Genomic DNA, 26,533 nt, shown 5'->3' with positions numbered 1-26,533 from the left:
AAAGTCATGAACAAATTCAAGTAATTCGTTCAATTCGATCCAAGATCAGAGATATAAAAAAAGAATTCTGATTATGTAAATAGTTGGAATCAAAAACTTCATTTTACAATGGAGAGTTTGATCCTGGCTCAGGATGAACGCTAGCGGCAGGCCTAATACATGCAAGTCGGACGGGATCCATCGGAGAGCTTGCTCGAAGATGGTGAGAGTGGCGCACGGGTGCGTAACGCGTGAGCAACCTACCTCTATCAGGGGGATAGCCTCTCGAAAGAGAGATTAACACCGCATAATATCAACAGTTCGCATGTTCAGTTGATTAAATATTTATAGGATAGAGATGGGCTCGCGTGACATTAGCTAGTTGGTAGGGTAACGGCTTACCAAGGCGACGATGTCTAGGGGCTCTGAGAGGAGAATCCCCCACACTGGTACTGAGACACGGACCAGACTCCTACGGGAGGCAGCAGTAAGGAATATTGGTCAATGGGCGGAAGCCTGAACCAGCCATGCCGCGTGCAGGAAGACTGCCCTATGGGTTGTAAACTGCTTTTGTCCAGGAATAAACCTAGATACGTGTATCTAGCTGAATGTACTGGAAGAATAAGGATCGGCTAACTCCGTGCCAGCAGCCGCGGTAATACGGAGGATCCGAGCGTTATCCGGATTTATTGGGTTTAAAGGGTGCGTAGGCGGCCTATTAAGTCAGGGGTGAAATACGGTGGCTCAACCATCGCAGTGCCTTTGATACTGATGGGCTTGAATCCATTTGAAGTGGGCGGAATAAGACAAGTAGCGGTGAAATGCATAGATATGTCTTAGAACTCCGATTGCGAAGGCAGCTCACTAAGCTGGTATTGACGCTGATGCACGAAAGCGTGGGGATCGAACAGGATTAGATACCCTGGTAGTCCACGCCCTAAACGATGATAACTCGATGTTGGCGATAGACAGCCAGCGTCCAAGCGAAAGCGTTAAGTTATCCACCTGGGGAGTACGCCCGCAAGGGTGAAACTCAAAGGAATTGACGGGGGCCCGCACAAGCGGAGGAGCATGTGGTTTAATTCGATGATACGCGAGGAACCTTACCCGGGCTTGAAAGTTAGTGAAGAGTGCAGAGACGCACTCGTCCTTCGGGACACGAAACTAGGTGCTGCATGGCTGTCGTCAGCTCGTGCCGTGAGGTGTTGGGTTAAGTCCCGCAACGAGCGCAACCCCTATGTTTAGTTGCCAGCATGTCATGGTGGGGACTCTAAACAGACTGCCTGTGCAAACAGAGAGGAAGGTGGGGACGACGTCAAGTCATCATGGCCCTTACGTCCGGGGCTACACACGTGCTACAATGGATGGTACAGCGGGCAGCTACATAGCAATATGATGCTAATCTCTAAAAGCCATTCACAGTTCGGATTGGGGTCTGCAACTCGACCCCATGAAGTTGGATTCGCTAGTAATCGCGTATCAGCAATGACGCGGTGAATACGTTCCCGGGCCTTGTACACACCGCCCGTCAAGCCATGAAAGTTGGGGGTACCTAAAGCATGTTACCGCAAGGAGCGTGTTAGGGTAAAACCGATAATTGGGGCTAAGTCGTAACAAGGTAGCCGTACCGGAAGGTGCGGCTGGAATACCTCCTTTCTAGAGTATCGAAGATCGGTGCTCGTCACGTTACATATGATTGCAAGAAGAAAAAACATCAGAAGAAAGTGCCCGCCCCGAAAGGAGCAGGACCGAGAGAAAGAGATGAACAAGATAAGCTAGTCCCGTAGCTCAGTTGGTTAGAGCACTACACTGATAATGTAGGGGTCAGCAGTTCAAATCTGCTCGGGACTACGAAAAGTTAAGGGGAATTAGCTCAGCTGGCTAGAGCACCTGCCTTGCACGCAGGGGGTCAACGGTTCGAATCCGTTATTCTCCACATCTCCGGGAGGAACATCGACAGATGGTCCTAGAATATACCGGAAAAAGAGTTCTTTGACATATTGAAAGAGAAAAAAAATTACAAGAGAAGACAACAGTATAGAGACAATACGTGTATGTGTTTGATGTAAAGAGGAGACCCTCGGTCAAGGCCGAACGAATCTTTACGTAGCATAGGTGTATATATATCAAAAGCAGCCGCATAGTAGCAAAAGGCTATGCCGGTGAAGAAAGTAAATAAGGGCACACGGGGGATGCCTAGGCTCTCAGAGGCGAAGAAGGACGTGATAAGCTGCGATAAGCTTTGGGGATTGGCAAATGCGACTTGATCCAGAGATTTCCGAATGGGGCAACCTGACTATTTGAAGAATAGTCGTATAAAACGCGAACGCGCTGAACTGAAACATCTAAGTAGGCGTAGGAGAAGAAAATAACAATGATTTCCCAAGTAGTGGCGAGCGAACGGGAAAGAGCCCAAACCGATCATGTTACGGCATGGTCGGGGTTGTAGGACCACGACATTGTACAGCGCTATGAACTGGAAGCAGGTGGGAAACTGCGCGACAAGGGTGAGAGCCCCGTACAGGTAAAGAATGTTGACATAGTGGTATCCTGAGTACCGCGGGACCGGAGAAATCCTGTGGGAATCCACCAGCACCATCTGGTAAGGCTAAATACTCCTGAGAGACCGATAGTGAACCAGTACCGTGAGGGAAAGGTGAAAAGAACCCCGAACAGGGGAGTGAAAAGAACCTGAAACCGTGTGCTTACAAGCGGTTGGAGCAGGCAGGTCCTGTGACAGCGTGCCTTTTGCATAATGAGCCTACGAGTTACTCTTGTCTGGCAAGGTTAAGTCCTTCAGGGACGCAGCCGAAGCGAAAGCGAGTCTTAATAGGGCGCATAGTCAGATGAGGTAGACGCGAAACCTTGTGATCTACCCTTGGGCAGGTTGAAGTTGCAGTAACATGTAATGGAGGACCGAACCGATAAACGTTGAAAAGTTTCCGGATGACCTGAGGGTAGGGGTGAAAGGCCAATCAAACTGGGAAATAGCTCGTACTCCCCGAAATGTTTTTAGGAACAGCGTCGGCGTAGAGTTTGATAGAGGTAGAGCTACCGATTGGGTGCGGGGGAGTCAAATCCTACCAAATCCAGACGAACTCCGAATGCTATCAAATATAGCCGGCAGTGAGGCTTTGGGTGCTAAGGTCCAAGGCCGAGAGGGAAAGAACCCAGACCATCAGCTAAGGTCCCCAAATTCGTTCTAAGTTGAACTAACGAGGTCCGGTTGCCCAGACAGCTAGGATGTTGGCTTGGAAGCAGCCATTCATTTAAAGAGTGCGTAACAGCTCACTAGTCGAGCGGCCGGGCGTGGATAATAAACGGGCATCAAGAACGGTACCGAAGCTATGGATTTGTACTGAAATATGTACATCTGGTAGGGGAGCATTCCATCGCCGGAGAAGCAGTTTGGCAATGAACTGTGGAGGTTATGGAAAAGCAAATGTAGGCATAAGTAACGATAAGGCGGGTGAGAAACCCGCCCACCGAAAGACCAAGGTTTCCTGATCAACGTTAATCGGATCAGGGTCAGTCGGGACCTAAGGCGCACCCGAAGGGGGCAAGCCGATGGACAACTGGTTAATATTCCAGTACTCTTCATAACTGCGATGTGGTGACGGAGTAGTGACACTGCCGCGAACTGACGGAATAGTTCGTTGAAAGGCGTAGGTATAGGGACGGTAGGCAAATCCGCCGACCCTGCTGAAACCCAATAGTACAGCAAAGCTCCGGTGGCGCTGATAGAGCAGGTAAACAGACTTCCAAGAAAACCCGCTAAGCTTCAGGTTATGAAGACCCGTACCGCAAACCGACACAGGTGGTCGAGGAGAGAATCCTAAGGTGCTCGAGTGAGTCATGGCTAAGGAACTCGGCAAAATGGCCCTGTAACTTCGGGAGAAGGGGCGCTGTCTCGAAAGAGCAGCCGCAGTGAAAAGGCCCAGGCGACTGTTTAACAAAAACATATGGCTTTGCAAAATCGCAAGATGAAGTATAAGGCCTGACACCTGCCCGGTGCTGGAAGGTTAAGAGGGGATGTCATCGCAAGAGAAGCATTGAATCGAAGCCCCAGTAAACGGCGGCCGTAACTATAACGGTCCTAAGGTAGCGAAATTCCTTGTCGGGTAAGTTCCGACCTGCACGAATGGTGTAACGATCTGGGCGCTGTCTCAGCCATGAGCTCGGTGAAATTGTGGTATCGGTGAAGACGCCGATTACCCGCAACGGGACGGAAAGACCCCATGCACCTTCACTATAGCTTAACATTGAGATTGGGTACAGGATGTGTAGGATAGGCGGGAGATGTTGAAGTGGCTTCGCCAGGAGTCATGGAATCAACCTTGAAATACCGCCCTTTCTGTATTCGGTTTCTAACTCCATCATGTGGAGGACATTGTTTGGTGGGTAGTTTGACTGGGGTGGTCGCCTCCAAAAAGGTAACGGAGGCTTTCAAAGGTAAGCTCAGTACGCTTGGTAACCGTACGTGGAGTGCAATGGCATAAGCTTGCTTGACTGTGAGACCGACAAGTCGAACAGGGTCGAAAGACGGACATAGTGATCCGGTGGTTCTGTATGGAAGGGCCATCGCTCAAAGGATAAAAGGTACGCTGGGGATAACAGGCTGATCTCCCCCAAGAGCTCATATCGACGGGGAGGTTTGGCACCTCGATGTCGGCTCGTCACATCCTGGGGCTGGAGAAGGTCCCAAGGGTTGGGCTGTTCGCCCATTAAAGTGGCACGCGAGCTGGGTTCAGAACGTCGCGAGACAGTTCGGTCCCTATCTGTTGTGGGCGTTGGAAGTTTGAGTGGATCTGACCTTAGTACGAGAGGACCGGGTTGGACAGACCTCTGGTGAACCTGTTATGCCGCCAGGTGTACGGCAGGGTAGCTACGTCTGGAATAGATAAGCGCTGAAAGCATCTAAGTGCGAAACTAGCCACGAGATGAGACTTCCTTATAGGGTCGTAGAAGATGACTACGTTGATAGGCCATAGGTGTAAAGGTTGAGAGACCAAAGCCAAGTGGTACTAATAGCCCGAAGCTTTCTCAAGCAGATAACACTGTTGTCTTCCTCTTTAATTTTTAGAAACGAAAAGAATAACAAAAAGAAACAAAGCTCTTTCAATATATATGTCAGTTGGCCTGATGCTCCTAAAAGGAAGCAGACCAATAAAGATTTTTAGGTGCCTATATCGGCGGTGTCTACCTCTTCCCATTCCGAACAGAGCAGTCAAGCCCGCCAGAGCCGATGGTATTGCCGTAACAGGTGGGAGAGTAGGTCGGTGCCTTTTTTTACACGGAAGCCCTTGCTGGAAACAGTCAAGGGCTTCTTTCGTTTAGCTACCTGCCTGTACTTCCCCGACCAGCCCTGCCCTCTAGCCTTTACTGTTAAAACAGCGGATGGTGCAGTAGCATGACCATCGATGACTGTAGTTCAGTTTACAACTGTGCTGTAATGGTATGGAGCATCCTCGGAGTCAGGGGCATGCAACCGTCACCGTGGTCTATCGTATGGTAAATCGACGTAGCCAGCAGGGGTATGCAGTCGTCACTGTGGTCTAGCGGTACTGTGTAGCGTCTGTTCCAAAACTTTCGTATCTGAGTTTTTTTTATATTGCTAGAAGTATTATTGGCCACATTTGGTATGCTGTAGCGTCATAGTCACGGGGTATTGTAAGCCAAGTGGACAACGGTCGCACAAAAGCTACTTGTAATGACCATTAGCTTACCTTGTCCGAACTGTTATCCTGATAGCTTGCAAATGGGATAAAATCTCTCTTTCTGGGGATATCATTCGCATTTCTACGAGATATTATCTAATTTAGTTGTTATTGCATTATATTATGATAAAAGTAAAACAGGTATTGGTGTTCGGTTTTTTAATCGTGTTTTTTTTGAAGAATAATCGATTAAATGCACAAAATAAATCTTTAGATGATGGTGTGCTACGAATATTGGCCATCGGTAATAGTTTCTCGGAAGATGCTATTGAACAGAATTTATATGAATTGGCGAAAGCTGGGAAAAAAAAGATAGTAATCGGCAATCTCTATATTGGGGGGGCTCCTTTAAGTTTACATGTTAGCAACGCAAAAGAGGATAAGCCGGCTTATCGCTACCGTAAAATCAATGTTGACGGGCAGATGTCGGAGAAAGCAAATGAGCGCTTATCTGAAGCGCTTGTAGATGAGGCTTGGGATTATATTAGCTTTCAGCAAGCAAGTCCGCTATCAGGAGATTATGATTCGTATGCGAAGGATCTGCCGCTCTTATATGATTATGTAACAAAACATATTTTATTTCCTGAAACCAAGTATATATTACATCAAACCTGGGCGTATCAGAACGGTTCATCACATGAAGGTTTTGTTCGCTATAACCGTAGCCAAGATAGCATGTATAGGGCTATTGCCAACACTTCGCAGGAGGTGTTTAACTGGGGTAATTTCGATCTTTTGATTCCTTCGGGTACAGCTGTTCAAAATGCGCGTTCGAGTTTTATAGGTGATCATTTTACACGTGATGGCTATCACTTAAATCTGAACTACGGACGTTTCGTTTCTGCCTGTACCTGGTACGAGGCGTTATTTCATGAAAATGTACTCAACAATACATTTTTACCGCTCAAGGTAACCTATGTAGAGGGAGAAATTGCGCGAGCAGCAGCACATAAGGCTGTGGAATCACCCTATGCTGTTACCGTATTAAAAGATTTTCAATTCATGAATTAATATTTATATGAGTATCAAAAAGAGCTATTTGATCGAATTGGATCACGAAACAAAAAATACCAAACGTATTCTAGAACGCATACCAGACGATAAATTGGATTGGCGTCCACACGAAAAATCGATGAGTCTGGGAGAACTAGCTGCTCACATTGTTGGACTACATAATTGGGTACACCAAGCAATACCAAAAGATGTATTTGATTTTAAAGTGGATTATCAGCCCATTAAAGTATCTTCTGTAGAAGAATTAAAAGAGATATTAACAATAGGCCTGGAAAATAATAAAGCCGCAATTGAAGACATAAAGGAAGAAGACTGGTTTAAAGATTGGGTGTTACAATCGGGTGATTATCTCATTGCACGTTTACCACGAGCCGGAGCAATACGTTTTATTGTCAATAATCATATTGTTCATCATCGTGGCCAGTTGACGGTTTATTTGCGATTATTGGATATTGCTGTACCGGGCTTATATGGACCATCGGCAGACGAAGCAATGCCTAGTTGATGTTGTAATGTAATTATATAGGTATAAAAAAAGGGAATCAAATTTGATTCCCTTTTTTTATATGTTCGATGGTCTAATTATTTAGCCAATTCTTCTGCGATTGCTTTTCCAATTTCAGCCGGAGACTCAACAACACGAATACCACACTCACGCATGATTTTCATTTTTGCAGCAGCAGTGTCATCTGCACCACCTACAATTGCACCAGCGTGTCCCATACGACGTCCTGGAGGCGCTGTTTGACCTGCGATAAATCCAACAACAGGTTTAGTACCGTGTTCTTTGATCCAACGAGCAGCTTCAGCTTCCATTCCACCGCCGATTTCACCAATCATGATGATCGCTTCAGTTTCAGGGTCGTCCATTAATAATTCAACAGCTTCTTTCGTTGTCGTACCAATGATAGGGTCACCACCAATTCCGATTGCTGTTGTGATACCTAATCCTGCTTTTACAGTTTGATCTACGGCTTCGTAAGTTAAAGTTCCTGATTTAGAAACAACACCCACATTACCTTTTTTGAAGATAAATCCTGGCATGATACCGATTTTAGCTTCTCCTGCAGTGATAATACCTGGGCAGTTAGGACCGATCAAACGAGAGTTTTTGTCGCTCAAGTAAGATTTTACTTGGATCATATCTTTTGTTGGGATACCTTCTGTAATACAAACAATCACTTCGATACCAGCAGCGGCAGCTTCCATGATCGCATCTGCAGCAAATGCTGGAGGTACAAAAATAATAGAAACATTAGCTCCTGTAGCGTCTACTGCATCTTGCACAGTATTGAATACAGGACGGTCTAAGTGTTGTTGACCACCTTTACCAGGAGTAACACCACCAACTACATTTGTTCCGTACTCAATCATTTGAGTAGCATGGTAAGTACCTTCGTTTCCAGTGAAACCTTGAACGATTACTTTTGAATCTTTATTAACTAATACACTCATTTCTTCTTTAAATTTTGCACACAAATCTACTATTTTGCTTTCTAAAATGGAAGCAATGTGAATAGGAATGTGACCTTTATTGATAAATTTTTAATTGAAATTGCGTTTTTGGATAAAATCCCAAAGAATAATGCCAATTGCGACAGATACATTTAAGGAATGTTTAGTCCCGTATTGGGGGATTTCGATGCAGGTATCAATTTTTTCCATGACATCCTCATCTACTCCATTGACCTCATTTCCAAAAATCAGCGCATACTTTTTGTCATTTTCTGGTTCAAACTGATGTAACATAACACTATCATCTGCTTGCTCGATGGCAATAATGACATAGCCTTCTGTCCGAAGCTGATCTACAACAGCTGAGGTATCTTTGTGGTATTCCCAAGCGACAGATTGGGTAGCCCCGAGGGCCGTCTTTTCGATTTCGCGATGAGGAGGTGTGCCGGTAATGCCACACAGGTATATTTTTTCAATAGCAAATCCGTCTGCAGTACGGAAGGCCGAGCCCACATTATGCATGCTCCGTACATTGTCCATAATGATTGTGATAGGAGTTTTTTCTTGCTTTTTAAACGATTCAACATCTGTACGTTGAAGTTCATCCATCGATAATTTTTGCATGTCGCAAATATACTAAACCTAAAAAATAAAATAGATTTTGAATATTGAAAATAAGGTGTTATTTTTGCAGTCCGAATTACAAGAAAAAAATTGAATAAAAATTAGCTAAAAAAAATGGCAAATCATAAATCAGCGATCAAAAGAATTAGAGCAAACGCTACTAAACGTTTAAGAAACCGTTACCAAGCAAAAACTACACGTAACGCAATCAAAAAATTACGTCACACTACTTCTGCAGAAGAAGCAAAAACATTGTTACCACGCGTAATTTCTATGCTTGATCGTTTGGCAAAGAAAAATGTGATCCACAAGAAAAAAGCTTCTAACAACAAATCGAAGTTAACAAAATTTGTTAACGGTTTAGCGTAAGCTTTTCGTATAGATATAGAGGGGTACAGCTCGCTGTATCCCTTTTCTTTATGTTATATACTTTGGATTTCTCTTTCCAAGCGAATAGTAAATAAAAAAGCATCGAATACCGATGCTTTTTTATTTTAAAACTGAAATTTGCAGTGTATTTATTGCTGTAAATTTGGAAGTAGCTCTGCGATGATCTTTTTCAATTTGTTGGGATCTTTCATGTAAGGTTCTAAATCGTAAAGTTCCACTTTTTTGAAATCAATGGGATGGCTCTCACTCTGAAGTGAAATAGTACCTTTGTGTAAAAGCTGTCCATCTTTCTTCACTTTGGGATCGAAACCACTTACATTGCCGCCACCAATTTGGGGTTTAGTATACTGTAATACGACCTTGTTTTCAAGGATATGTTGCACAAGAGAGTCTCCCAACACCAAGAAATCAGCAGTTACCCATTGATCTCCAGCATAGGTTTTTGATGTTGAGCTGATGCAATGTGGTGTGAATAGCTTATTGTCGATCACAACGTTTGTGCCTGGTGTACAAAGATTACTTGTGGTCCGTTCGTCCTTGCCATTTCCACCCAGCAGTTGCCCTTCGATAGATATTGGAAAGTCTTGATCCACACCCATGGTATTAGGATCCTGTCCATGTAGCATGGCTCCGCTATTACGCCAAGCCCAACCTTCTCCACCATTTACCTGTTCACCGACAAATCTGTAAGTGACGCGCAACAAATACGCTGAGAACTCTTTATTGTAGAACAGATGGCCATACTGAAAATTGAAATTATCATAACCATCATATCTTACCTTGAGTAAACCGTCTTCTACACGAAATGTATTTTTATAATTATCGCCAACTTTGTGGTTTCTGATTTTTGGAGTCCAGTTCTTCAAATCTTTCCCATTAAATAACTGAATGGGTTTGGGTTTCTTATCTTGAGATTTGGCAAATAAAGAAGTGCTAAGCAATAGGATTCCAGCACTGTAAATGATATGTTTGAATTTCATCCTGAATTAGGTTTATTGACCTAAATTAGGCAAACATTTTTAAATAAGCAATTCTTTTTGTTTGACATATTCGCTTGGACGGATGCCGACGACCTTATTGAATGTGTTGCTAAATGTGGGAAGGCTATTGTATCCAACTTTGAGCGCAACTTCATTTACGCTTAGTTTTTCGTCCAAAAGGAGCTTAAGTGCGGTCAGCATTCTGAGGATCGTGTAGTATTGGATAAAAGACATATTTAATTCCTTTTGAAATAGTCTAGCCAATGTGCGTTCACTAATGTTAAATAATCCGGCAAGTTTTTTAAAGCTGACATTTTCCTCTATATTTTCTTCGAGGTAAGTGACAATATCCTTTAATTTCTGATGACTAGGATAAGGCAAGGCTAATGGAAGCTCATGCAGCGATAGTTCCGGCAGGATAAGCTTGAATGCTGTAGCGATACTATATTTAGGTTCTTCGACCGGAAAGATATTGCCATTCCAGCGGTTGGTAAACATAATCAGCTCTATCAAAAGATCATTTACTGGATAAATCCCCATTTTACTGTAGAAGGGGGCGTCATTAGCGGCTTTGGGAAAATATAAATTACGCATAACGACCTCAGGGGTACTTGGATGAATACTATGTTTTATGCCAGCAGGAATCCACAAATAATGACGGGCAGGTAGAAAATACGATTTTTCCTCTGTTTTAACAAATACGACACCGCCTTCTGTATATAGAAATTGATCCTTATCATGGCAATGTTCGGAAATATGGTTCTCTGCTATAATAGCGTGGTGACAGTAAATGCTATCTTCAAATGAGTCTACTTCCGTCATATAATAACGGTTGACATATTTGGCATCTGTACTTATATCTTGTGTATTCATTTTAACCTATAATACGATGTCACAAAGGTAAGACTTTTTTACTAGACCCCACCTTTACTTCTTGAAAGTGAGTGTATGCTTACGTTAAAATGGCAATTAATCGACTAGCGAGTTAGTCTTTACTTACTTTGGTTTTATTTTTATTGTTGTAAGTTGTTTGTTTTCAGTGTGATATATATTATACATGCGTGTGATATAAACTATTTTTTTATTATGATTTGTTGTATATTTTTGATTTGTAGTGCGTTGCGTATTTTTAGTCACCTTTGGATAATTTTGTGTCAAATGATAATAAATATGCAGTTGAAAAAAGTGCTAAAATTGTTTGGTTAAGAGGTTGCAAATTATAGCAAAGAACTTTTCAACGAAGGGAAATATATAGATTTCAATTTCTTAAGTTTACAATAATCGAATAAAATCAAACTATAAAAATATGGCTTACGAAAGAATAAAAGTTCAAAGCTTACATGATAAAGTGATTACAGCAGAAGAAGCTGCTAAACTATTTCAAAACGGAATGGTCGTTGGGTCGAGTGGTTTTACCAAGGCTGGAGACAGTAAGGTGGTGTTACCTGCCTTGGCTGAACGTGCAAAAGTGTATCCATTGAAAATAACCTTGATTACTGGGGCTTCGTTGGGACACGGAACGGACGGTAAATTGGCGGAAGCGGGAGCATTATCCAAGCGGATGCCCTTTCAGGTGGATCGTATTTTACGTCATAAAATTAATGCTGGAGATGTGTTGTTTATTGATCAGCATCTAAGCGAAACGGCCGAATTGCTGCACAATAAGAATTTGCCTCAGGTGGATATTGCTGTTTTGGAAGTAGCAGCAATAGAATCGGATGGAAGTATTGTTCCAACGACTTCTGTGGGAAATTCGGCAACTTTTGCTGCATTGGCTAAGCAGGTTATTTTGGAAGTCAATACTGCGATACCGGTGACTATTAAAGGAATACATGATATTTATCAAGCCGAAGATTACCCTCGGCGTAATGTTATTCCAATCGTAGCTCCAGAAAATAAAATTGGACGTAAAACTATTCCTTTGGACGCGAGCAAGGTGGTGGGAATTGTGTTTACGAATGAGCTTGATAGCCCTGCCGATATTGCTGAACCGGATACCAAAACAACAGCGATAGCGAAGCATATTTTGCAGTTTTTCGAAAATGAGGTAGCGCTAGGCCATTTGTCAGAAAGCTTGATGCCACTTCAAGCGGGTATTGGAAAAGTAGCTAACGCTGTTCTGACGGGATTTATACATAGTAAGTTCCGTAATCTAACGATGTTTTCTGAAGTGTTGCAAGATAGCACCTTTGACCTTATCGATGCCGGAAAACTGGATTTTGCTTCTGCTTCTTCAATTACTGTTTCCGAAGAGTGTTATTCAAGAGTGTTCGATCATTTGGATCGATACCGTGATAAAATTGTATTGCGCCCACAGAATATTTCCAATACACCTGGACTGATCAAACGTTTGGGGATTATAGCAATTAATACAGCCATAGAGTTTGATATTTATGGAAACGTAAATTCTACCCATACTTCAGGAACAAATATCATGAACGGTATCGGCGGGTCGGGTGACTTTGCACGCAATGCTTATTTGAGCATCTTTGTCACACAGGCGGCCTCTAAAGGAGATGCAATTTCTCATATTGTTCCTATGGTTTCCCATGTGGATCATACCGAACATGATGTCGATATTTTGGTAACAGATTATGGCTTGGCAGATTTACGTGGTTTAGCGCCTCGCGAGCGAGCGAAAGTAATTATAGCGAACTGTGTACATCCCGATTACAAAGAGCAGCTATTAGATTATTATAACCGCGCTTGTGAGAGAGGGGGGCATACACCACATTTGTTAGAAGAGGCTTTTAGCTGGCATATCAACCTTCGTGAAAAAGGAACAATGAAAAAAGACCAATAACCGAGGGCGTGGTTACATATGGACTAAAGGTTTATAGAAAGGCGAGGTTTAATTGTAGACTTCGCCTTTCCTGCTGTATAGTTCTTTCTTGATGTATAATTATCGCAAAGAAAATCACGCATTCATTTCATTGGTTAAGATGAATCGTCGTATCCTCCTGCCGATTCTGTTTAGTCCTCAAGTTGTGGCGATTGAGACCAATCGTAATTTTTGTCCGAAACCATTGTTTGGTTTCTGGCGATTCAATTGCTTTACTGTAGCAAGCAACAAGATCGGGATGGAATTTTGCTATTGTTTTGGCTCCCCAGCCAATTCCCTTTTTTACATGAAAATCTGTTGTGTTTGACAATGAAATCAGTAGGTTCAATAAAATGTTTACGTATGTGGCTGATAGGCCTTTTTTTACGGCATAATGTGTAGCTACACCAATTGTTCGGACAATCCATTTGTCAGAATGATGAGCTAATTCTTCTAATAGAGGTATTGCTTTTTTAGGCGAAGTCAACAGCGCATGACCAATTACGCGTTCGCCGATGATATCACAGACGTACCATTGATTACCTATGGTTATATAGGTACAGGCTTTATGGATGGATTGTTCGAAGTGTTCGGGGAGAGTTTGCTGGAGAATTATTCCCGTTAAAACATAACTTCCCATTTCTGTTGTGGCAATGAGACGATCTGTTAAGTGTAACTGCTCGGTTTCAGGTAGGAATAGCATAATTTCCCTGGCCGCAAACTCCAGAAGGGGAAAACGAACTTTCTTTTTCAGTAAACACGCTTGTAAGCTTAACATAAAAGATTCTATACCGGATTGCTGTCCTTGCTGTTTCGCGGCTGCGACAATTTCTCGGATCTGTACTTTACTGGTAATTTTGTCCATGGCAGTGCTCAAATCCCTATTGTTGATCTTTATAAATATTCCAATAATTAAAGTCTGTCATTGGAGCATCCGTTATTCCAATAGCTCGGCCCATTGTAACGATCTGTCCCCTGTGATATGTTCCGTGGAGGATCAGCTGTTGTATGTATTCATACTTCGTGAAGTCGCATTGAAACCATGGTGATTCCACTTTGATATTTTTTTCAAGATCCAACTCGGTTAGCCTGTGTATGTAATCCACGAGTTGAGCTGAACTTCTTTGTAGTGCTTCAAATATTTCTTCTTTTGTGGCTCGCTTTTTCTCAAAATCAAAATCATTGCTTTCCGCAATGTGGCTCCACCAATATTCCTGTGTCTGCAAGATGTGATTTAAGGTCTTCAAAATGGTCGGGAAACTTGAAGGTACCTCTTGGTTAAGTTGGTCATCTGATTTATCAGCCAACCAATTGATGTATTTATTGACGACCCAGTTGTTATATTCAGCACTTTTTGTGATTAAGGTTTTTAAACTCATAATTTTAATCTATAGTATGGTGTTAAATGAAATATTTACTAAATATAAATCCTTTTTGGAATGAATTTACATTAAATTTTATAGTAGATAGCTTGTTTGATAAGCCGCTTTGAAAGTATTTATTTCTTATAGAATTGTGACTGGTACAGGCCTGTCCATTAAGCGTAACTTATTTGAAATAAATAAAAAGTATTCTTCATATTTTTTATATTTATTTTGCAATAGCAGAATGGTTTAGCATTTTGCAGAATGTGTGTGTGGCACCAACAGAAGATTTGACAGCTGCTTGAGCTTGTTGGATTAACCAATTAAAATAAATATGATAAAAGCAACGCATTGTATTCTTTCTCTACTAGCCATGTTGTTTATGAACATGGGAAACGCCCAAGTTAATTATTTGCAGGAATCCAAAAAGGATTTTGATGAACGGATGCATTGGTTTAGGGAAGCAAAGTACGGAATGTTTATTCATTTTGGGCTTTATAGTCAACTTGGAGGGATGTATAATGGGGATTCAACCAAGGGATATGCCGAATGGATACAATCGGAAATGAATATTCCGAAGGCAACATATTCGGAACTGATCAACACCTGGAATCCTAAGGACTTCAATGCGGATCGTATTGTTCAATTGGCTAAGGATGCTGGAATGAAATATATCGTCCTGACGACCAAACATCATGAGGGGTTTTGTCTGTGGGATTCCCCCTATACAGATTATGATATCGCTTCGACGCCAATGAAAGGAAGAGATCTCGTGCGGGAGTTGTCCATAGCTTGTAAGAAAGCTGGGATTAGATTTGGTACCTACTACAGTATTATCGACTGGCATCACGATTCGCAATATGTTGATCCCAATGGTAAAGGCGACTGGGGCCAGATTCTCATTAAGCCGGAACAGAAAGCCGCTTATATTCAATACATGAAAAATCAATTGAAAGAATTGGTTGTTAAGTATGATACTGACATCCTGTGGTTTGATGGGGACTGGGTGAATTGGTGGGATATGGCCGCGGGAGAAGATCTTTATCAATATCTACGCAAATTAAAACCCACTCTAATCATTAATAACCGCGTAGCAAAGCGGGATCAATTTAAGCGTGATTTTGGAACGCCTGAACAAGAACATCCTGGAACGTTACTGGATTACGATTGGGAAGCCTGTTATACCTTGAATAATTCTTGGGGATATAAAAAATCAGATAATAATTGGAAATCTCCTACAGAAGTAAATACTAAGCTGCGCGAGATAAATGAAAAAGGCGGGAATTTGCTGCTCAATATTGGACCTGATGCTAACGGAAATGTGCCGGCTGCCAGTAAAGAAATTTTGTTAAAAGCAGCAGCAGAGCGAAAAAAGAACTAATCTGAGCGAATTTGCTGTTTATTGACTTATAGACCTTACTATATAGCTGGTTTATAGTTGATATAATCCAGCTAATATTATATGAACGATTAAAATTATGAAGATATCTTGTATGTTATTTCCAAAATTATTATTTATTGGCCTTACCGGTGTCGCTTCACTTAGCGTGCATGGGCAACAGTCTGGCTCGGTAAAACGTATTTACATCAGTACAAAAGGAAGTGATAGAAACCAAGGAACCATGGGCAGTCCCTATGCCACAGCTGAAGCCGCACTGCGATCGGTAGAAAAACAGAAACAAGGAAAAAATACACCAGACATCGAAATCATCTTTATGGCGGGCACCTACCAGCTGGATAAACCGATTGAATTGTCTGCCGGGGTATCGGGCACAAGAAGACAACCCTTGCGGATCAAAGCTGAGGAAGGAGCACAAGTTACGCTGAGTGGTGCCAAATCGCTTAACCTCAAATGGAAACAGGGCGATCATGGTATTTGGGAGGCTAAGGTCCCAAGAGGAGTAAACTTCCAAAGTCTATATGCAAATGATAAGCATCTTGTCCGGGCACGTTATCCAAACTACGATCCTTTAGTCTTGCCATTTCAAGGTTATGCTGCAGATGCATTAAGTCCCGAACGTGTAGCAACCTGGAAGAACCCTAAGGGGGGAATTGTACATGCTTTGCATGCTGGTCGCTGGGGAGGGTTCCATTATCAGATTACAGGAAAAGACGGATTATCAACTGTTACACTTGAAGGTGGACAGCAAAATAATCGTCCCAGCAAAATGCACGAGACCTATCGCTTTGTAGAAAATATCTTTGAAGAACTCGATACCTTTCAGGAGTGGTATTTGGATGTGGAGAAGGCACGCTTATATTATATGCCTGCTAAAGGAATTAATCCCAACCAGCTGAAGTTTGTAGCGCCACAATTGGAAAATCTAATCTATCTTTCAGGTTCATCTTTCAGGCCAGTGCATGATATTGAGGTTGGTGGCCTTCGCTTCATGTATACTGCTCCTACCTTTATGAAAACAAGCGAACCACTCTTACGTAGTGATTGGACGATCTATCGACAGGGAGCAGTAAAGATTGAAGGTGCGGAAAACTGTATCTTCCGCGCGAATGATTTTATCGCTTTGGGCGGCAATGCAATATTTGTTAATAATTACAATCGCGGGGTCAAAATCGAAGGCAACCGGATTGAACAGATCGGTGCCGGAGCGATCAATTTTGTAGGAGATTCAGCGGCAGTACGCTCACCGGAATTTCGATATGAAAAATTTTCCCATTTGACCAAATGGATACCATCAAAGGGCCAAAAACGAATAATTACCCCATGGACTGTGAGGCAAGTGACAATCTGATCCATGACATTGGCTTGATCGAAAAACAAGTGGCAGGTGTACAGGTCTCCATGGCTGAATCGCTACGAATTTTGCATAATACCATTTACAATGTTCCTCGAGCAGGTATTAATGTAGGTGATGGGACTTGGGGCGGTCATGAGATCGCTTACAATGATGTTTTTAATACAGTCCTGGAAACCAGCGATCACGGTGCCTTCAACTCATGGGGGCGCGACCGATTTTGGCATCCCAATCGAAAGGAGATGGATGAACTGACGGGGAAACATCCCAATTTAATATTGCTGGACGCAGTCAAAACAACCAAAATTCATGATAATAGATTTCGCTGTGATCACGGTTGGGATATTGATTTGGATGACGGATCTTCCAATTATGAAATTTACAATAACCTTTGTTTAAGTGGAGGACTAAAACTAAGAGAAGGGTTTTATCGCAAAGTGTACAACAACGTGATGATCAACAATGGTTTTCATCCTCATGTATGGTTTCAGCATAGTCACGATGTATTCCGTAATAATATCGTGATGGAGTCCCATCAGGATATACAGGTCAAGTATTGGGGGGAAGAGGTAGACCATAATATTTACGGACGGCAGGATGACCTCGACAAAGATCGAGCAAAAGGCATAGAAAAACATGGTCGGGTTATTCAATTGAACTTTACGAATCCCGCACATGGTGATTTCCGGTTGAAAAACTGGAAGGATCAGGATTTTAAAAATTTTGACATGCTGCATTTTGGCGTTACCAGTAAAAAACTTAAAACTCTTGCCGCTAGTCCTGAAATACCTCAGTTGATCCAATCCGAAGCAAAGGAGCAGGGGAGCAGATGGTCCTGGAAGTCGGGGGTATTTAAATCAGTGGAGACTTTGGGGGAGCAGTCGGCCGCAGGCCTACCCGCGATAAACGGCGTGCTGCTGCTCGAGTTGGATGAAAAAGGCAATCTTTACAAAAGCGGTTTGCGTGTCGGCGATGTTGTATTGAATTATCAGGGCGAGAAAATAGATCAATTAATAGACCTGCAACAAGCGATAAAAAAGCATGTACACGCTGACCAGCCGAAGGTGTTCATTTTTAGAAACCAACAGCAGCAGGAATTAACCCTGCAGCTGTAGTAAATTTTCTATGGACTTATTGAAATATAGCATTGTACTTTGGTTTGTTGACATGCGATATAGCTATTGTGAGCAATTAGCAGTAAAACATGGCAGTTGTGATAGATCGATCATCTTATGACGATATTATTTTTTTGTTTATAATTTTTATTTCCATTGGGACTATTGAGCATCTTGGTCGTCATTATAACAGTGTGTTATCATTTACTGGGGTAGACACATGATATTAAATTCTTATTCGTATTAATTGATGTATAAGGCTGTACAGCACATGAGTGCTGGCAGCCTTATTGATTTAACTGTGCAATGGGTTTGACCAAAGGTAATCGCCGAACGATGAGCGAGGAAGTGAAGGTACAACACGGGTATTACAGCGAGGGGAGTCTTTGTGAGTATGGGATGGTTGAAACAAATTTCTTAAACTGGTTTAAGTTTGGACTGTTTTTGTTCTTTTAAATTTGGTTTATATCGTTTATACCCTATTTAGTCGTTCCTTAACAAAACCCACTATTTAATTTATTTTTAAAAACAGGATTAGAAAACAGCATAATTTGTATCTTATAAAATAAGAAAATAATTTTCTGTTTCAGTAGTTCCATCATTTTCTTCATGTTCCAAGCGGTTGCAGCTAGTAATGCATTGATTTGTGGTCCCGTTTCTCCCATGAAGTAATTTTTTGCCAGCCTAAAATCGGTTTTTAAATGTCCGATGATAGGTTCTATTGCCGCTCTGGTTCTAAATTTTTTGCGCTTTGTCTGCTTTTGATAAGCAGTGTCTTTTTTTCTTGGAGTGCTTGGGATGGAGATTTTCACGCCCTTTATTTCTGATTTTCCTCTGCCACCTCTATCGTAAAGGAGTTCTTTTGGGAGCTTTTGACCACCGGTTTCCATCTGTTCCAAAAGTGGTTCTATGGTGTGACCATCGTAAGGAGTTTGCAAAAATGCTTTAATCCCGAGAATGATTTTCTTGCCTTTGTTGGCGGTGGTTATCAAACCTACCTTATTCCCAAATTCATACTGGCTATGCGCTTTTCCTTTGGCAATACATCGGGTAAAAGGCTTGTGAATGCTGTAAATTTTATCGGCATCGTTTCTTTTTTGTGTGACAACCTTGGTGTACAATGTCATTAAATCTTTATAAAATTCTTGCTGTTCTGCATTAAAATTCCGTTGCAATTCACGAATCAGTCTCATGGCGATGGTTTTGAGCTGTCTTTGAGATTTCCTTGCCGCTTTTGCCCGCTTGGGATGTTTTCCGTTGTAGGTGTTGCGCACCATTTGTTTGCTGACTTTTGTGTAGCGTTGTCTTTGTTTTATGCCTTCATTTCCGGCTATTTTGTTGCAATAATCAATCACTTTTTTGCACAATTTTGCATCGGTAGGAAAAGAGGTATTATTCTCCTGAACGGTAGTATCGGACAAAACAAAATTTGAGGTGTTCGTCTTGGCATCGTGCATTCTTACGCTGTAGGCAAAGATTTTTTCGATACCTTTTTCGCCAATTCTTTTTCGGAAATGAACAAAATTACTCGGGTCACAAGGAAATTCGTGTTCAAAGAAAACCCTGCCACAAAAATGCTGCATATAAGGATTCATGATCCAGGCTTTTTCCAACGTCTCATCGCCCAAATTATACAAATGTTTCAGTAGCAAACAACCCACCATAAACCGAATCGGATGGCTCGGATTGCCCACTTTGGAATACAAGGGCGAAAATTCTTTCTCAAAATAATTCCAATCTATTTTTTCTGAAAGTAGAACAAGTTCATGCTCGTGGTCAATAAAATCCACCAACATTGGGCGAAATAATTCTGGCTTCTTTTCTGGATTTTTCCCCAACATATTTGCAAGGTTTTAAAGCTCTAAGATACAAATTCTTGCAATAAAAAACAAGCTATTTTAAACCCAAAATACTAATAATCAGTAAATTATAGGTGGTTTAAGGAGAGACTATTTATATAATTCATACCATGTATAGTCAACTTTTTGTACGTTTAGCTGTATCTACAGCGTTTCTGTCTGCTGTCGCAGATCGTTTGGGGCTGTGGGGGGTACCGGGGGCATCACATGTTTCCTGGGGAAATTGGGCCAATTTTGTAGCCTATTCAAATACCCTTAATTTTTTTGTGCCTGAAACTTTCGGTAATATACTTGCTATCGGCGCAACATTATTAGAGGTTGTCTTAGCAATCCTATTGATGATCGGCTATAAACTGCGTTTTACTGCATTCGTTGCCGGGATTCTACTGATCTGCTTTGGGGTGGTGATGACCCTCTCGTTAGGAATTAAATCGACGTTCGATTATTCGGTCTGGGTAGGAGCGGCTGCCTGTTTTCTACTGCGGACTGCCGATCACTTTCCCATTAGCATAGACCGGTATATTGAACTTCGAAAAAAGTAAATGGATGGGTAACTGAAGGGTCGAAGATTTGATCGTTTTAGAAATACGTTTTAAAAAGCATAAAAAATGCCGTCAAACAAAGGAGCTTAACGGCATTTTTTTGATTACATTTCCTTTAAATTTACCTCTTTCTTTTCACCGTCTTTGTCAATGGTGACGTGCTTTTCAACATTGGCTTTGTCGACATAGGATGATCTTGCCGTACCATAATTTGTCGTGGAACCTGTATAACCCCAATAGTTATAATAATTGGTGTAGCCTGATACATAGGAATAGTTGTAAGAATTGGTAAAATCGAAGCTCGCCATAATCACGTATGCACCTGGCATGAGATCTGCAAATTCGAAATGCCCCTCATCATCATACACCTTTGCTTTTTTAATAGCATAGCCAAAATCGGGATCCAATGGAACTTCCTGCATCTTTTTCTGTTTTCGGATCTTTTTATTGACTTCCAGCCATTCTTCGTAATAGGCGGAGTTGGCGAAGAGCGTAATTTCTGTACCTTTTGGGGCATATTGCTTTTTGGCGGTATTCACGAGTCCGCCAAGTTTTTTTCCGGAGCTAGATCGAGCGTAAGCCGTCCCGATAATAACACTGTTACCCTGGGAAATCTGTTGGGCAGCCTGTTCTTTGTTAAATCTATTTTTAATAGGTTGATAGTCCAGTTCTTCGTTTACGGTAATTTCCCATTTGCCGTTTCCCATGGACATTTCCCTTTGCCATAATCGGCGATCTTTCTTATCGATGACATAATTATAGATGGCTCCGGTACTTTCTTCTAAAAGTGTAACCAGCCAACTGTCGTGTTTACCTGTTTTTGGGGAGCCATAGCTGTAGCTTTTTACTTCCTTGATGGCATAGTCTTCGACGAAAATGTCCGAATCACTATTATAATAAAATTGCGGGATGCGCGCTTTATACCCTAGGTCTAAAGGGAGAGTTGAAATCAGGTGATCTGTCCAGTTAAAATCCACAAAAGGTCTAGTTGGCTGTAAGTTGATCTTTTTTTCCTTTTTCGTTTTCTTCGAATAATAATTACCTGTAATTGTTTCTCCAAAGTTGAGGTTTACTTTTGTTTCCTTGCCATCGCTAGAATAGCTGATAGACCGAAGTGTTTTTGCGTCGGCAGTCGTCGTGCGTATCGAAGTCCAGGCATTGTCTTTCGGAACATAGGTATTGGTTAAGGTCAGCTGATTGTTGGCCGCTACAATATCGTAGGTCAGTGATCCTTGTTTGTCCCAATTGTTGTCTTTAACATAATAGACCGTATACAGTGATTTTTCTGGTTTTATATAGTTGGTATTGATATCGCTGCTCCCAGGGGTGACGGTCTTTTGACATAATCCTACGGCTGGAAGTAAACCTACTCCCAATACAAAGGCATATAATTTCATATATGTAAACTATAGTTAATGAAAAAACAAGTTGTTTTCTTGTTCGATTTATTTATCTAAGGTAATAAAAAAGTTTTTTATTTTTTTGCTGGGGATCGCTTCTTCACATAGGCTGATGCTATAGCGGAAATTTGACCTCAGAGCATTTTGGAGCTTGTTTGAATGTTGATGATATACTAGAGCGAAAAGTAAAACGGAGGTATTTCTACCTCCGTCGTTGTGCTCTTTTGAGCACCATTGATGATTAGAAAAAAAATCTTTGTGATGATGGTCAATAATTATCTTCAGCTTCCTTTTCTTTGTCGATGATAGAAGAGCGCATCCGGTAGACATTCATTTCACCCAGATGGGTATAACTTTTCCCGCCGTTTTTAAGGATCATTAGCCGGAAAAATTTGGCCTTATAGTTTTTATCAAAAGCCAAACTTTGCTCTTCAGCTACATTTGATGTGGAAAGATTATCCTTTGATGTAAACACTCTTGTCCACTGCTGGCCGTCTGAACTTATTTCTATTCCCCATTGTTTCGGACGTCCGGCTTCGTCGCTATTGTTTTGTCTGAAGAAGTACTTTATGGCGCCAATCTCTTCTTCTTGGGGAAAATTTAGTTGGATCCAGTGCGGAAGAGGGGCTGTATTTGCAGACCATGCTGTATGCCAATATGTATTCTTATCGCCGTCAAATAAATTCTTTTTGGGTCCCTCGCTGTTTTCCTGCGTGTAGGTTTCTACCATATTATCGGTCACCTGTATTTTAGTTAACTCGTTCGGGAAATAGGTCACTTCCGTAGGCCTAACGATTGGCCGAACACTATTGCTGCTTATGATATCTCCCCCAATGCTTGTTTTCTTGTCTTGATTGAACAATTGGACGTTGAAGACATATTCATATTTGTTGATCAATCCGTCGATCCGCATGGTGTCGGCAAAAGAACTTATATTGATTTTATAGATTTTATCGGGATCTTTTGATCCCACTTTTTTATATGTGATCTGTCCATAAAGATAATTATTATCTGAAGGAAGTTTCCATTTCAGGAGAGTCCCGCCAATACGTGGTTCAGCTTCAACCGAAACCAGTTGTGGTGGCTTGGTCATTTTTATTTCGTCTTTTTTACACGCTATTGCTAAAAAGAGTAGAGCGAATATTCCGATATTGTATTTCATCTTGTGCAATTCATTAAATTAATTAATAACCGGGATTTTGTACCAATTCCTCGTTTTTATTGATCTCTTCCTGTGGTATAGGCATTAAATAATTACGCTGACTAAAACTACGTGGAAAAACGACCGTTGTTATTTTGAAAAATTCTGTATCGGTAGCTCCTTGTATATTCATTCCTTTCGCCTGTTGGTTGAGGTATTGATCGGCGATCATCCAACGTCTTAAATCCCAGAAGCGATGGCCTTCCAAGTAAAGTTCAATAGTACGTTCTTGTCTGACGATGGAACGTAGTGTTGCCTGATTCGTTGCCCCGCCAATTGGAGCCCATGCGACATCAATTGTTGGGATGCCCGCACGGACCCGAACGCGGTCAATATATTGTTTGGCCGTATTCAGATCCTGACCGTATTCGATCAGCGCCTCCGCGTAGTTCAGGTACAATTCTGCTAGACGTATCACAGGCCATGGATAATTGACGGAGACCTGCAGTCTACTTTGGTTCAATTCGGGCGCAATACCTTTTTTGTTGAGATATCCTGTTGGTGAGTAGTTATTAGACCGTCCTTGGATGCCGCAATTGTCATTTTTCCGAAACTGAACTAGGATTTGATTGGCACTCCCTCTAACCACTTCATAGTAGCTGTTGTGATATGCAATCCAAGCATTGAAGCGCGGTTCTCTGTTTAGATTTAACGATAATGTATTGCCATTGGGTGTACTTGTTACAGCGTATCGTCCATTATAGTCATAATTGGGGTCTTTGTCAATCGGTAAACCATTTTTACTATAAAACGATTCGATCAGAGTGAGGGTCGGGGGATACACCGTTATACGACTCACCTTGTGCGCCGCTAAGAAAGGGAGTAGATTTATTTTGAAAATCGTAGAGACCTTCCCGACGTGTTTCCGCCCAAATCACTTCTTTGGTATTGGCTTTGTCAATAAAAGTAAGGCGTAAGTCCTTTTCAATAGGATTAGCTGGTAGTACGGTATTGTAGGTGCTGTTTTTATACAGTGAAGCCCCACTTTGTTCAGCTGCATCAATGGCTTCTTTAGCCGCTAGGGCTGCACGGCGCCATTTTTGTTTGTCGAAGGTAGTACTGATCAATGCTGTGCCATCCAAATTTTTGAAATTGGCATAGAAGCTCTGTTTATCACCTCCACCGCCATTAAAGAGCGGTGATGCTGCATAAAGCAATACCCTAGCCTTTAGCGCTTTGGCAATAACCGAGGAAGCACGACCCCACTCATCCGCAGCACGAAGAGCAGGTAACTGTCCAGCTGTCTCATCCAGCTTTTTGATAATAAAATCAACGCAGGCATCATAAGTCGAACGTTTGGGATACGCTGAAGAAGGGGCATTGACGTCAAACTCTTGGTCTGCAATAACGACTGGACCGTACATCCGGACCAGTAAGAAATGATAAAAGCCGATCAGGAAATTGGCTTCAGCTTTATATTGTGCCGCCTCCTGTGGATCTATCCCAGGGACTTTATCTACATTGCGAATTAAGATATAGCATTGTCTTATTCCTTTGTAAAGGTTATCCCAGTAGGAAATGACAGGACTTGAGGCCGTATATTGCCCACGGGGAAATCGGGCGAAGGTTTCATGTTCAAAAGCAGTCGTTACCTCGTCAGAAGTCATCAAATCAATGGAAGAGGTCCCTACCCGTGAATTCGGAATCCACGCATAGCAGGAGTACAAATAACCTTTGGCTGAATTTGGATCACGAAAGGCATCTGCTTCGGAAGGACGCTCATCTGGGACGATATCCAAGAATTTGCTGCAGGAAGTGGTGGTCAAAAAAGTCGCGCATGCAAATAATGCAAGGTAGCCTATATATTTTCTTTTCATCTGATAAATCATTTTAAAATTCTACTGATAGTTTTAATCTCGAAGTTGCTCTAAGTATATACAAATATGAGGGCGAATATGTGCTTGTATTTTTTCAGCTAAGGAATCTGTGGTAGCCTATAGCTGTAGTTCGATACTTAGTTTAGAGGGTTAGAAAAGCATTCAAAGTATAAATAAAACAAAATGGAATGTATCGTTATTATATATGGTGTTGGCCCTGTGGTGGGCGACAGTTTTAGAAAAACTTAGGATAAATAATGGCAAAACTTTTTTTAGTACGGCATGGACAATCGCAATGGAATTTGGAAAATCGCTTTACGGGTTGGCAAGATATTGATATTACCGAATTGGGACAACAGGAAGCTCGGCAGGCGGGAAAGGCTTTGGCAAATGAACGAATTGATATAGCTTATACTTCAGCGCTTGTGAGAGCACAGCATACATTAAAGATTATTTTACATGAAATGGGCAATCCTTCCGTCCCCATTGTTATAAATGCTGCTTTGAATGAACGTGGTTACGGACAACTTGAGGGCTTGAATAAGGCTGAAATGGCCAAAAAATATGGTGCCGAACAAGTGCATATCTGGCGTAGGTCTTTTGATGTTCCGCCACCAGGAGGGGAAAGTCTTAAAGATACATACGAACGTGTTATTCCATATTATGAACATTTTATAGCACCTAAACTGAAAGAAGGCAAAAATGTACTTGTTGTTGCGCATGGCAATAGCCTTAGGGCACTGATTATGTTTTTGGAACATCTTTCTCCGGAACAAATATTGGAACGGGAGATTGCTACCGGACAACCGATCGAATATCAGGTTGAGGGGTAGTATTATACTGATTTCTAGGCTAATCTAATCATTTATGAAATGGTGATATTGCAGTTGTGAAACAAAAAATCCTGCCATACGAACGATGAGCAGGATTTTTGTTATTTGTATCCGCGTTATACTATTTCAAAACGAATTTAAATCCTAAAGAAAAACGCGATGGCTCGAAATTAGAACCATGAGAAAGATTCCACCAAGGTTTCCAGTCGAAATGCATGGCCAATGGTGCAGAAGGTATTTTGAACTCTAGACCCAAAGCTGGACGGATCGCAAAATCAGTATGTGTTTTTCCATCTTTCCAATGGTAGTCGTCATACCAGTCGTCGTGCCATTTACCATAATCAATAAATGATACTTGTGGACCAACACCAATGTACCATGAAAGACCTCGAGATCCAGGAATACGTTTGTTGTATGAATAATCTACGCCGATAACAGTAATATTGTCTCCAAATAATACTTGTGCATTTCCAGCGTCATTTCCACCAAAATTGTGTTTTATCTGTGGACCGAATAATGTTTGACCATCGCCGACGTCTATTCCAAGACCAATGGCTGTCCGATAGGGAGTTTGTGCGTTTGCTTGCTGATGAGCAACAAATAGTAGCGTAAAAAGTGTTAGAAAAGGTAGAATTACTTTTTTCATGATAATTTAAAAAAATATAAGTT

General features: G+C 41.7%; 21 protein-coding genes, 2 tRNA genes and 3 rRNA genes. 14 read left to right on the top strand and 12 right to left on the bottom strand.

Features of this window, described 5'->3' with window-relative positions; genetic code table 11:
* The first annotated feature begins 105 nt into the window (after positions 1-105).
* The 7 genes from AACH28_RS11320 to AACH28_RS11290 all read left to right on the top strand — a co-directional run bounded on the left by AACH28_RS11320 (position 106) and on the right by AACH28_RS11290 (position 7,215).
* A 16S ribosomal RNA gene (locus tag AACH28_RS11320) occupies positions 106-1,635 on the top strand.
* 121 nt (positions 1,636-1,756) lie between these two features.
* Positions 1,757-1,830: transfer RNA gene (locus AACH28_RS11315), tRNA-Ile, on the top strand.
* Positions 1,831-1,841: 11 nt separating this feature from the next.
* Positions 1,842-1,915, top strand: a tRNA-Ala gene (locus tag AACH28_RS11310).
* Positions 1,916-2,144: 229 nt separating this feature from the next.
* Positions 2,145-5,026: ribosomal RNA gene (locus AACH28_RS11305) — 23S ribosomal RNA — on the top strand.
* Positions 5,027-5,155: 129 nt separating this feature from the next.
* Positions 5,156-5,267 (top strand): 5S ribosomal RNA (gene rrf, locus AACH28_RS11300).
* The 16S, 23S and 5S rRNA genes sit together here with 2 tRNA genes alongside, the layout of an rRNA operon.
* Before the next feature lie 552 nt (positions 5,268-5,819).
* Complete coding sequence (locus AACH28_RS11295) at positions 5,820-6,707, top strand: DUF4886 domain-containing protein (protein WP_341832986.1); 888 nt, start codon at positions 5,820-5,822, stop codon at positions 6,705-6,707.
* A 7-nt stretch (positions 6,708-6,714) separates the two neighbouring features.
* On the top strand, positions 6,715-7,215 hold the full coding sequence (locus tag AACH28_RS11290) for a DinB family protein (protein WP_286832134.1): 501 nt from the start codon (positions 6,715-6,717) through the stop codon (positions 7,213-7,215).
* Between the two features lie 77 nt (positions 7,216-7,292).
* On the opposite strand, the gene sucD is transcribed toward AACH28_RS11290, so the two are convergent.
* Entirely contained in the window at positions 7,293-8,165 is an 873-nt protein-coding gene (gene sucD / locus AACH28_RS11285) for a succinate--CoA ligase subunit alpha (RefSeq protein ID WP_341832985.1), read from the bottom strand.
* Between the two features lie 90 nt (positions 8,166-8,255).
* Positions 8,256-8,789 carry an RNA methyltransferase gene (locus AACH28_RS11280; RefSeq protein ID WP_286766978.1) on the bottom strand — a complete coding sequence of 178 codons (534 nt, stop codon included), beginning with the start codon at positions 8,787-8,789 and terminating at the stop codon, positions 8,256-8,258.
* A gap of 114 nt (positions 8,790-8,903) precedes the next feature.
* On the opposite strand from AACH28_RS11280, the gene rpsT reads away from it, so the two are divergent.
* The gene (rpsT, locus tag AACH28_RS11275; RefSeq protein WP_046671646.1) at positions 8,904-9,158 is read left to right on the top strand and encodes a 30S ribosomal protein S20; all 255 of its coding nucleotides are present in this window, start codon (positions 8,904-8,906) and stop codon (positions 9,156-9,158) included.
* A gap of 149 nt (positions 9,159-9,307) precedes the next feature.
* Here rpsT and AACH28_RS11270 read toward each other — a convergent pair whose 3' ends face one another.
* Positions 9,308-10,159 (bottom strand): DUF1080 domain-containing protein, encoded by an 852-nt coding sequence (locus AACH28_RS11270; RefSeq protein ID WP_112373722.1) that lies wholly within the window; start codon positions 10,157-10,159, stop codon positions 9,308-9,310.
* Positions 10,160-10,198: 39 nt separating this feature from the next.
* On the bottom strand, positions 10,199-11,032 hold the full coding sequence (locus AACH28_RS11265) for an AraC family transcriptional regulator (protein WP_112373721.1): 834 nt from the start codon (positions 11,030-11,032) through the stop codon (positions 10,199-10,201).
* A gap of 433 nt (positions 11,033-11,465) precedes the next feature.
* On the opposite strand from AACH28_RS11265, the gene AACH28_RS11260 reads away from it, so the two are divergent.
* On the top strand, positions 11,466-12,962 hold the full coding sequence (locus AACH28_RS11260) for a succinate CoA transferase (protein WP_286840860.1): 1,497 nt from the start codon (positions 11,466-11,468) through the stop codon (positions 12,960-12,962).
* A gap of 127 nt (positions 12,963-13,089) precedes the next feature.
* On the opposite strand, the gene AACH28_RS11255 is transcribed toward AACH28_RS11260, so the two are convergent.
* On the bottom strand, positions 13,090-13,845 hold the full coding sequence (locus tag AACH28_RS11255; RefSeq protein ID WP_341832984.1) for a DNA alkylation repair protein: 756 nt from the start codon (positions 13,843-13,845) through the stop codon (positions 13,090-13,092).
* A gap of 16 nt (positions 13,846-13,861) precedes the next feature.
* Positions 13,862-14,359, bottom strand: a complete 498-nt coding sequence (locus tag AACH28_RS11250) for a DinB family protein (protein ID WP_286768871.1) — start codon at positions 14,357-14,359, stop codon at positions 13,862-13,864.
* 319 nt (positions 14,360-14,678) lie between these two features.
* On the opposite strand from AACH28_RS11250, the gene AACH28_RS11245 reads away from it, so the two are divergent.
* The 3 genes from AACH28_RS11245 to AACH28_RS11235 all read left to right on the top strand — a co-directional run bounded on the left by AACH28_RS11245 (position 14,679) and on the right by AACH28_RS11235 (position 18,212).
* The gene (locus AACH28_RS11245; RefSeq protein ID WP_341832983.1) at positions 14,679-15,725 is read left to right on the top strand and encodes an alpha-L-fucosidase; all 1,047 of its coding nucleotides are present in this window, start codon (positions 14,679-14,681) and stop codon (positions 15,723-15,725) included.
* A 97-nt stretch (positions 15,726-15,822) separates the two neighbouring features.
* Entirely contained in the window at positions 15,823-17,094 is a 1,272-nt protein-coding gene (locus tag AACH28_RS11240; RefSeq protein ID WP_341832982.1) for a right-handed parallel beta-helix repeat-containing protein, read from the top strand.
* Positions 17,067-18,212 carry a PDZ domain-containing protein gene (locus AACH28_RS11235; protein ID WP_341832981.1) on the top strand — a complete coding sequence of 382 codons (1,146 nt, stop codon included), beginning with the start codon at positions 17,067-17,069 and terminating at the stop codon, positions 18,210-18,212. The genes AACH28_RS11240 and AACH28_RS11235 overlap by 28 nt, the downstream gene beginning before the upstream one ends.
* Positions 18,213-18,706: 494 nt before the next feature.
* On the opposite strand, the gene AACH28_RS11230 is transcribed toward AACH28_RS11235, so the two are convergent.
* Entirely contained in the window at positions 18,707-20,053 is a 1,347-nt protein-coding gene (locus AACH28_RS11230; protein ID WP_112373584.1) for an IS5 family transposase, read from the bottom strand.
* A 128-nt stretch (positions 20,054-20,181) separates the two neighbouring features.
* Between AACH28_RS11230 and AACH28_RS11225 the strand changes: the two genes are divergently transcribed.
* Positions 20,182-20,613: a hypothetical protein gene (locus AACH28_RS11225; protein ID WP_341832980.1), complete on the top strand. Its 432-nt coding sequence runs from the start codon at positions 20,182-20,184 to the stop codon at positions 20,611-20,613.
* A gap of 104 nt (positions 20,614-20,717) precedes the next feature.
* Here AACH28_RS11225 and AACH28_RS11220 read toward each other — a convergent pair whose 3' ends face one another.
* The 4 genes from AACH28_RS11220 to AACH28_RS11205 form a co-directional block, all read right to left on the bottom strand.
* Positions 20,718-22,010, bottom strand: coding sequence for a hypothetical protein (locus tag AACH28_RS11220; protein WP_341832979.1), 1,293 nt, complete (start codon positions 22,008-22,010; stop codon positions 20,718-20,720).
* A 271-nt stretch (positions 22,011-22,281) separates the two neighbouring features.
* Positions 22,282-23,175, bottom strand: coding sequence for a discoidin domain-containing protein (locus tag AACH28_RS11215; protein ID WP_341832978.1), 894 nt, complete (start codon positions 23,173-23,175; stop codon positions 22,282-22,284).
* A gap of 22 nt (positions 23,176-23,197) precedes the next feature.
* Positions 23,198-23,998, bottom strand: coding sequence for a RagB/SusD family nutrient uptake outer membrane protein (locus AACH28_RS11210; RefSeq protein WP_341832977.1), 801 nt, complete (start codon positions 23,996-23,998; stop codon positions 23,198-23,200).
* Positions 23,958-25,031 (bottom strand): RagB/SusD family nutrient uptake outer membrane protein, encoded by a 1,074-nt coding sequence (locus tag AACH28_RS11205; protein WP_341832976.1) that lies wholly within the window; start codon positions 25,029-25,031, stop codon positions 23,958-23,960. Before AACH28_RS11205 ends, AACH28_RS11210 begins: the two co-directional genes overlap by 41 nt.
* 257 nt (positions 25,032-25,288) lie before the next feature.
* Here AACH28_RS11205 and AACH28_RS11200 point away from each other — a divergent pair, with 257 nt between their 5' ends.
* A complete protein-coding gene (locus AACH28_RS11200) occupies positions 25,289-25,864 on the top strand; it encodes a 2,3-bisphosphoglycerate-dependent phosphoglycerate mutase (RefSeq protein WP_341832975.1) in 576 nt (191 codons plus the stop codon).
* A 121-nt stretch (positions 25,865-25,985) separates the two neighbouring features.
* On the opposite strand, the gene AACH28_RS11195 is transcribed toward AACH28_RS11200, so the two are convergent.
* Positions 25,986-26,510: a hypothetical protein gene (locus AACH28_RS11195; protein WP_070564708.1), complete on the bottom strand. Its 525-nt coding sequence runs from the start codon at positions 26,508-26,510 to the stop codon at positions 25,986-25,988.
* Between the last annotated feature and the right edge of the window lie 23 nt (positions 26,511-26,533).

This window comes from Sphingobacterium thalpophilum (assembly GCF_038396785.1).
GTDB lineage: Bacteria > Bacteroidota > Bacteroidia > Sphingobacteriales > Sphingobacteriaceae > Sphingobacterium > Sphingobacterium thalpophilum_A.
This window is presented reverse-complemented; position numbering and strand designations above follow the sequence as displayed.

Coding starts and splice junctions, on each gene's coding strand:
- AACH28_RS11260 (WP_286840860.1), top strand. CDS start 11,466: ATGGCTTACGAAAGAATAAAAGTTCAAAGCTTACATGATAAAGTGATT.
- rpsT (WP_046671646.1), top strand. CDS start 8,904: ATGGCAAATCATAAATCAGCGATCAAAAGAATTAGAGCAAACGCTACT.
- AACH28_RS11235 (WP_341832981.1), top strand. CDS start 17,067: ATGGACTGTGAGGCAAGTGACAATCTGATCCATGACATTGGCTTGATC.
- AACH28_RS11255 (WP_341832984.1), bottom strand. CDS start 13,845: ATGGACAAAATTACCAGTAAAGTACAGATCCGAGAAATTGTCGCAGCC.
- AACH28_RS11200 (WP_341832975.1), top strand. CDS start 25,289: ATGGCAAAACTTTTTTTAGTACGGCATGGACAATCGCAATGGAATTTG.
- AACH28_RS11250 (WP_286768871.1), bottom strand. CDS start 14,359: ATGAGTTTAAAAACCTTAATCACAAAAAGTGCTGAATATAACAACTGG.
- AACH28_RS11265 (WP_112373721.1), bottom strand. CDS start 11,032: ATGAATACACAAGATATAAGTACAGATGCCAAATATGTCAACCGTTAT.
- AACH28_RS11220 (WP_341832979.1), bottom strand. CDS start 22,010: ATGAAATTATATGCCTTTGTATTGGGAGTAGGTTTACTTCCAGCCGTA.
- AACH28_RS11240 (WP_341832982.1), top strand. CDS start 15,823: ATGAAGATATCTTGTATGTTATTTCCAAAATTATTATTTATTGGCCTT.
- AACH28_RS11215 (WP_341832978.1), bottom strand. CDS start 23,175: ATGAAATACAATATCGGAATATTCGCTCTACTCTTTTTAGCAATAGCG.
- AACH28_RS11195 (WP_070564708.1), bottom strand. CDS start 26,510: ATGAAAAAAGTAATTCTACCTTTTCTAACACTTTTTACGCTACTATTT.
- sucD (WP_341832985.1), bottom strand. CDS start 8,165: ATGAGTGTATTAGTTAATAAAGATTCAAAAGTAATCGTTCAAGGTTTC.
- AACH28_RS11205 (WP_341832976.1), bottom strand. CDS start 25,031: ATGAAAAGAAAATATATAGGCTACCTTGCATTATTTGCATGCGCGACT.
- AACH28_RS11295 (WP_341832986.1), top strand. CDS start 5,820: ATGATAAAAGTAAAACAGGTATTGGTGTTCGGTTTTTTAATCGTGTTT.
- AACH28_RS11270 (WP_112373722.1), bottom strand. CDS start 10,159: ATGAAATTCAAACATATCATTTACAGTGCTGGAATCCTATTGCTTAGC.
- AACH28_RS11245 (WP_341832983.1), top strand. CDS start 14,679: ATGATAAAAGCAACGCATTGTATTCTTTCTCTACTAGCCATGTTGTTT.
- AACH28_RS11280 (WP_286766978.1), bottom strand. CDS start 8,789: ATGCAAAAATTATCGATGGATGAACTTCAACGTACAGATGTTGAATCG.
- AACH28_RS11225 (WP_341832980.1), top strand. CDS start 20,182: ATGTATAGTCAACTTTTTGTACGTTTAGCTGTATCTACAGCGTTTCTG.
- AACH28_RS11230 (WP_112373584.1), bottom strand. CDS start 20,053: ATGTTGGGGAAAAATCCAGAAAAGAAGCCAGAATTATTTCGCCCAATG.
- AACH28_RS11290 (WP_286832134.1), top strand. CDS start 6,715: ATGAGTATCAAAAAGAGCTATTTGATCGAATTGGATCACGAAACAAAA.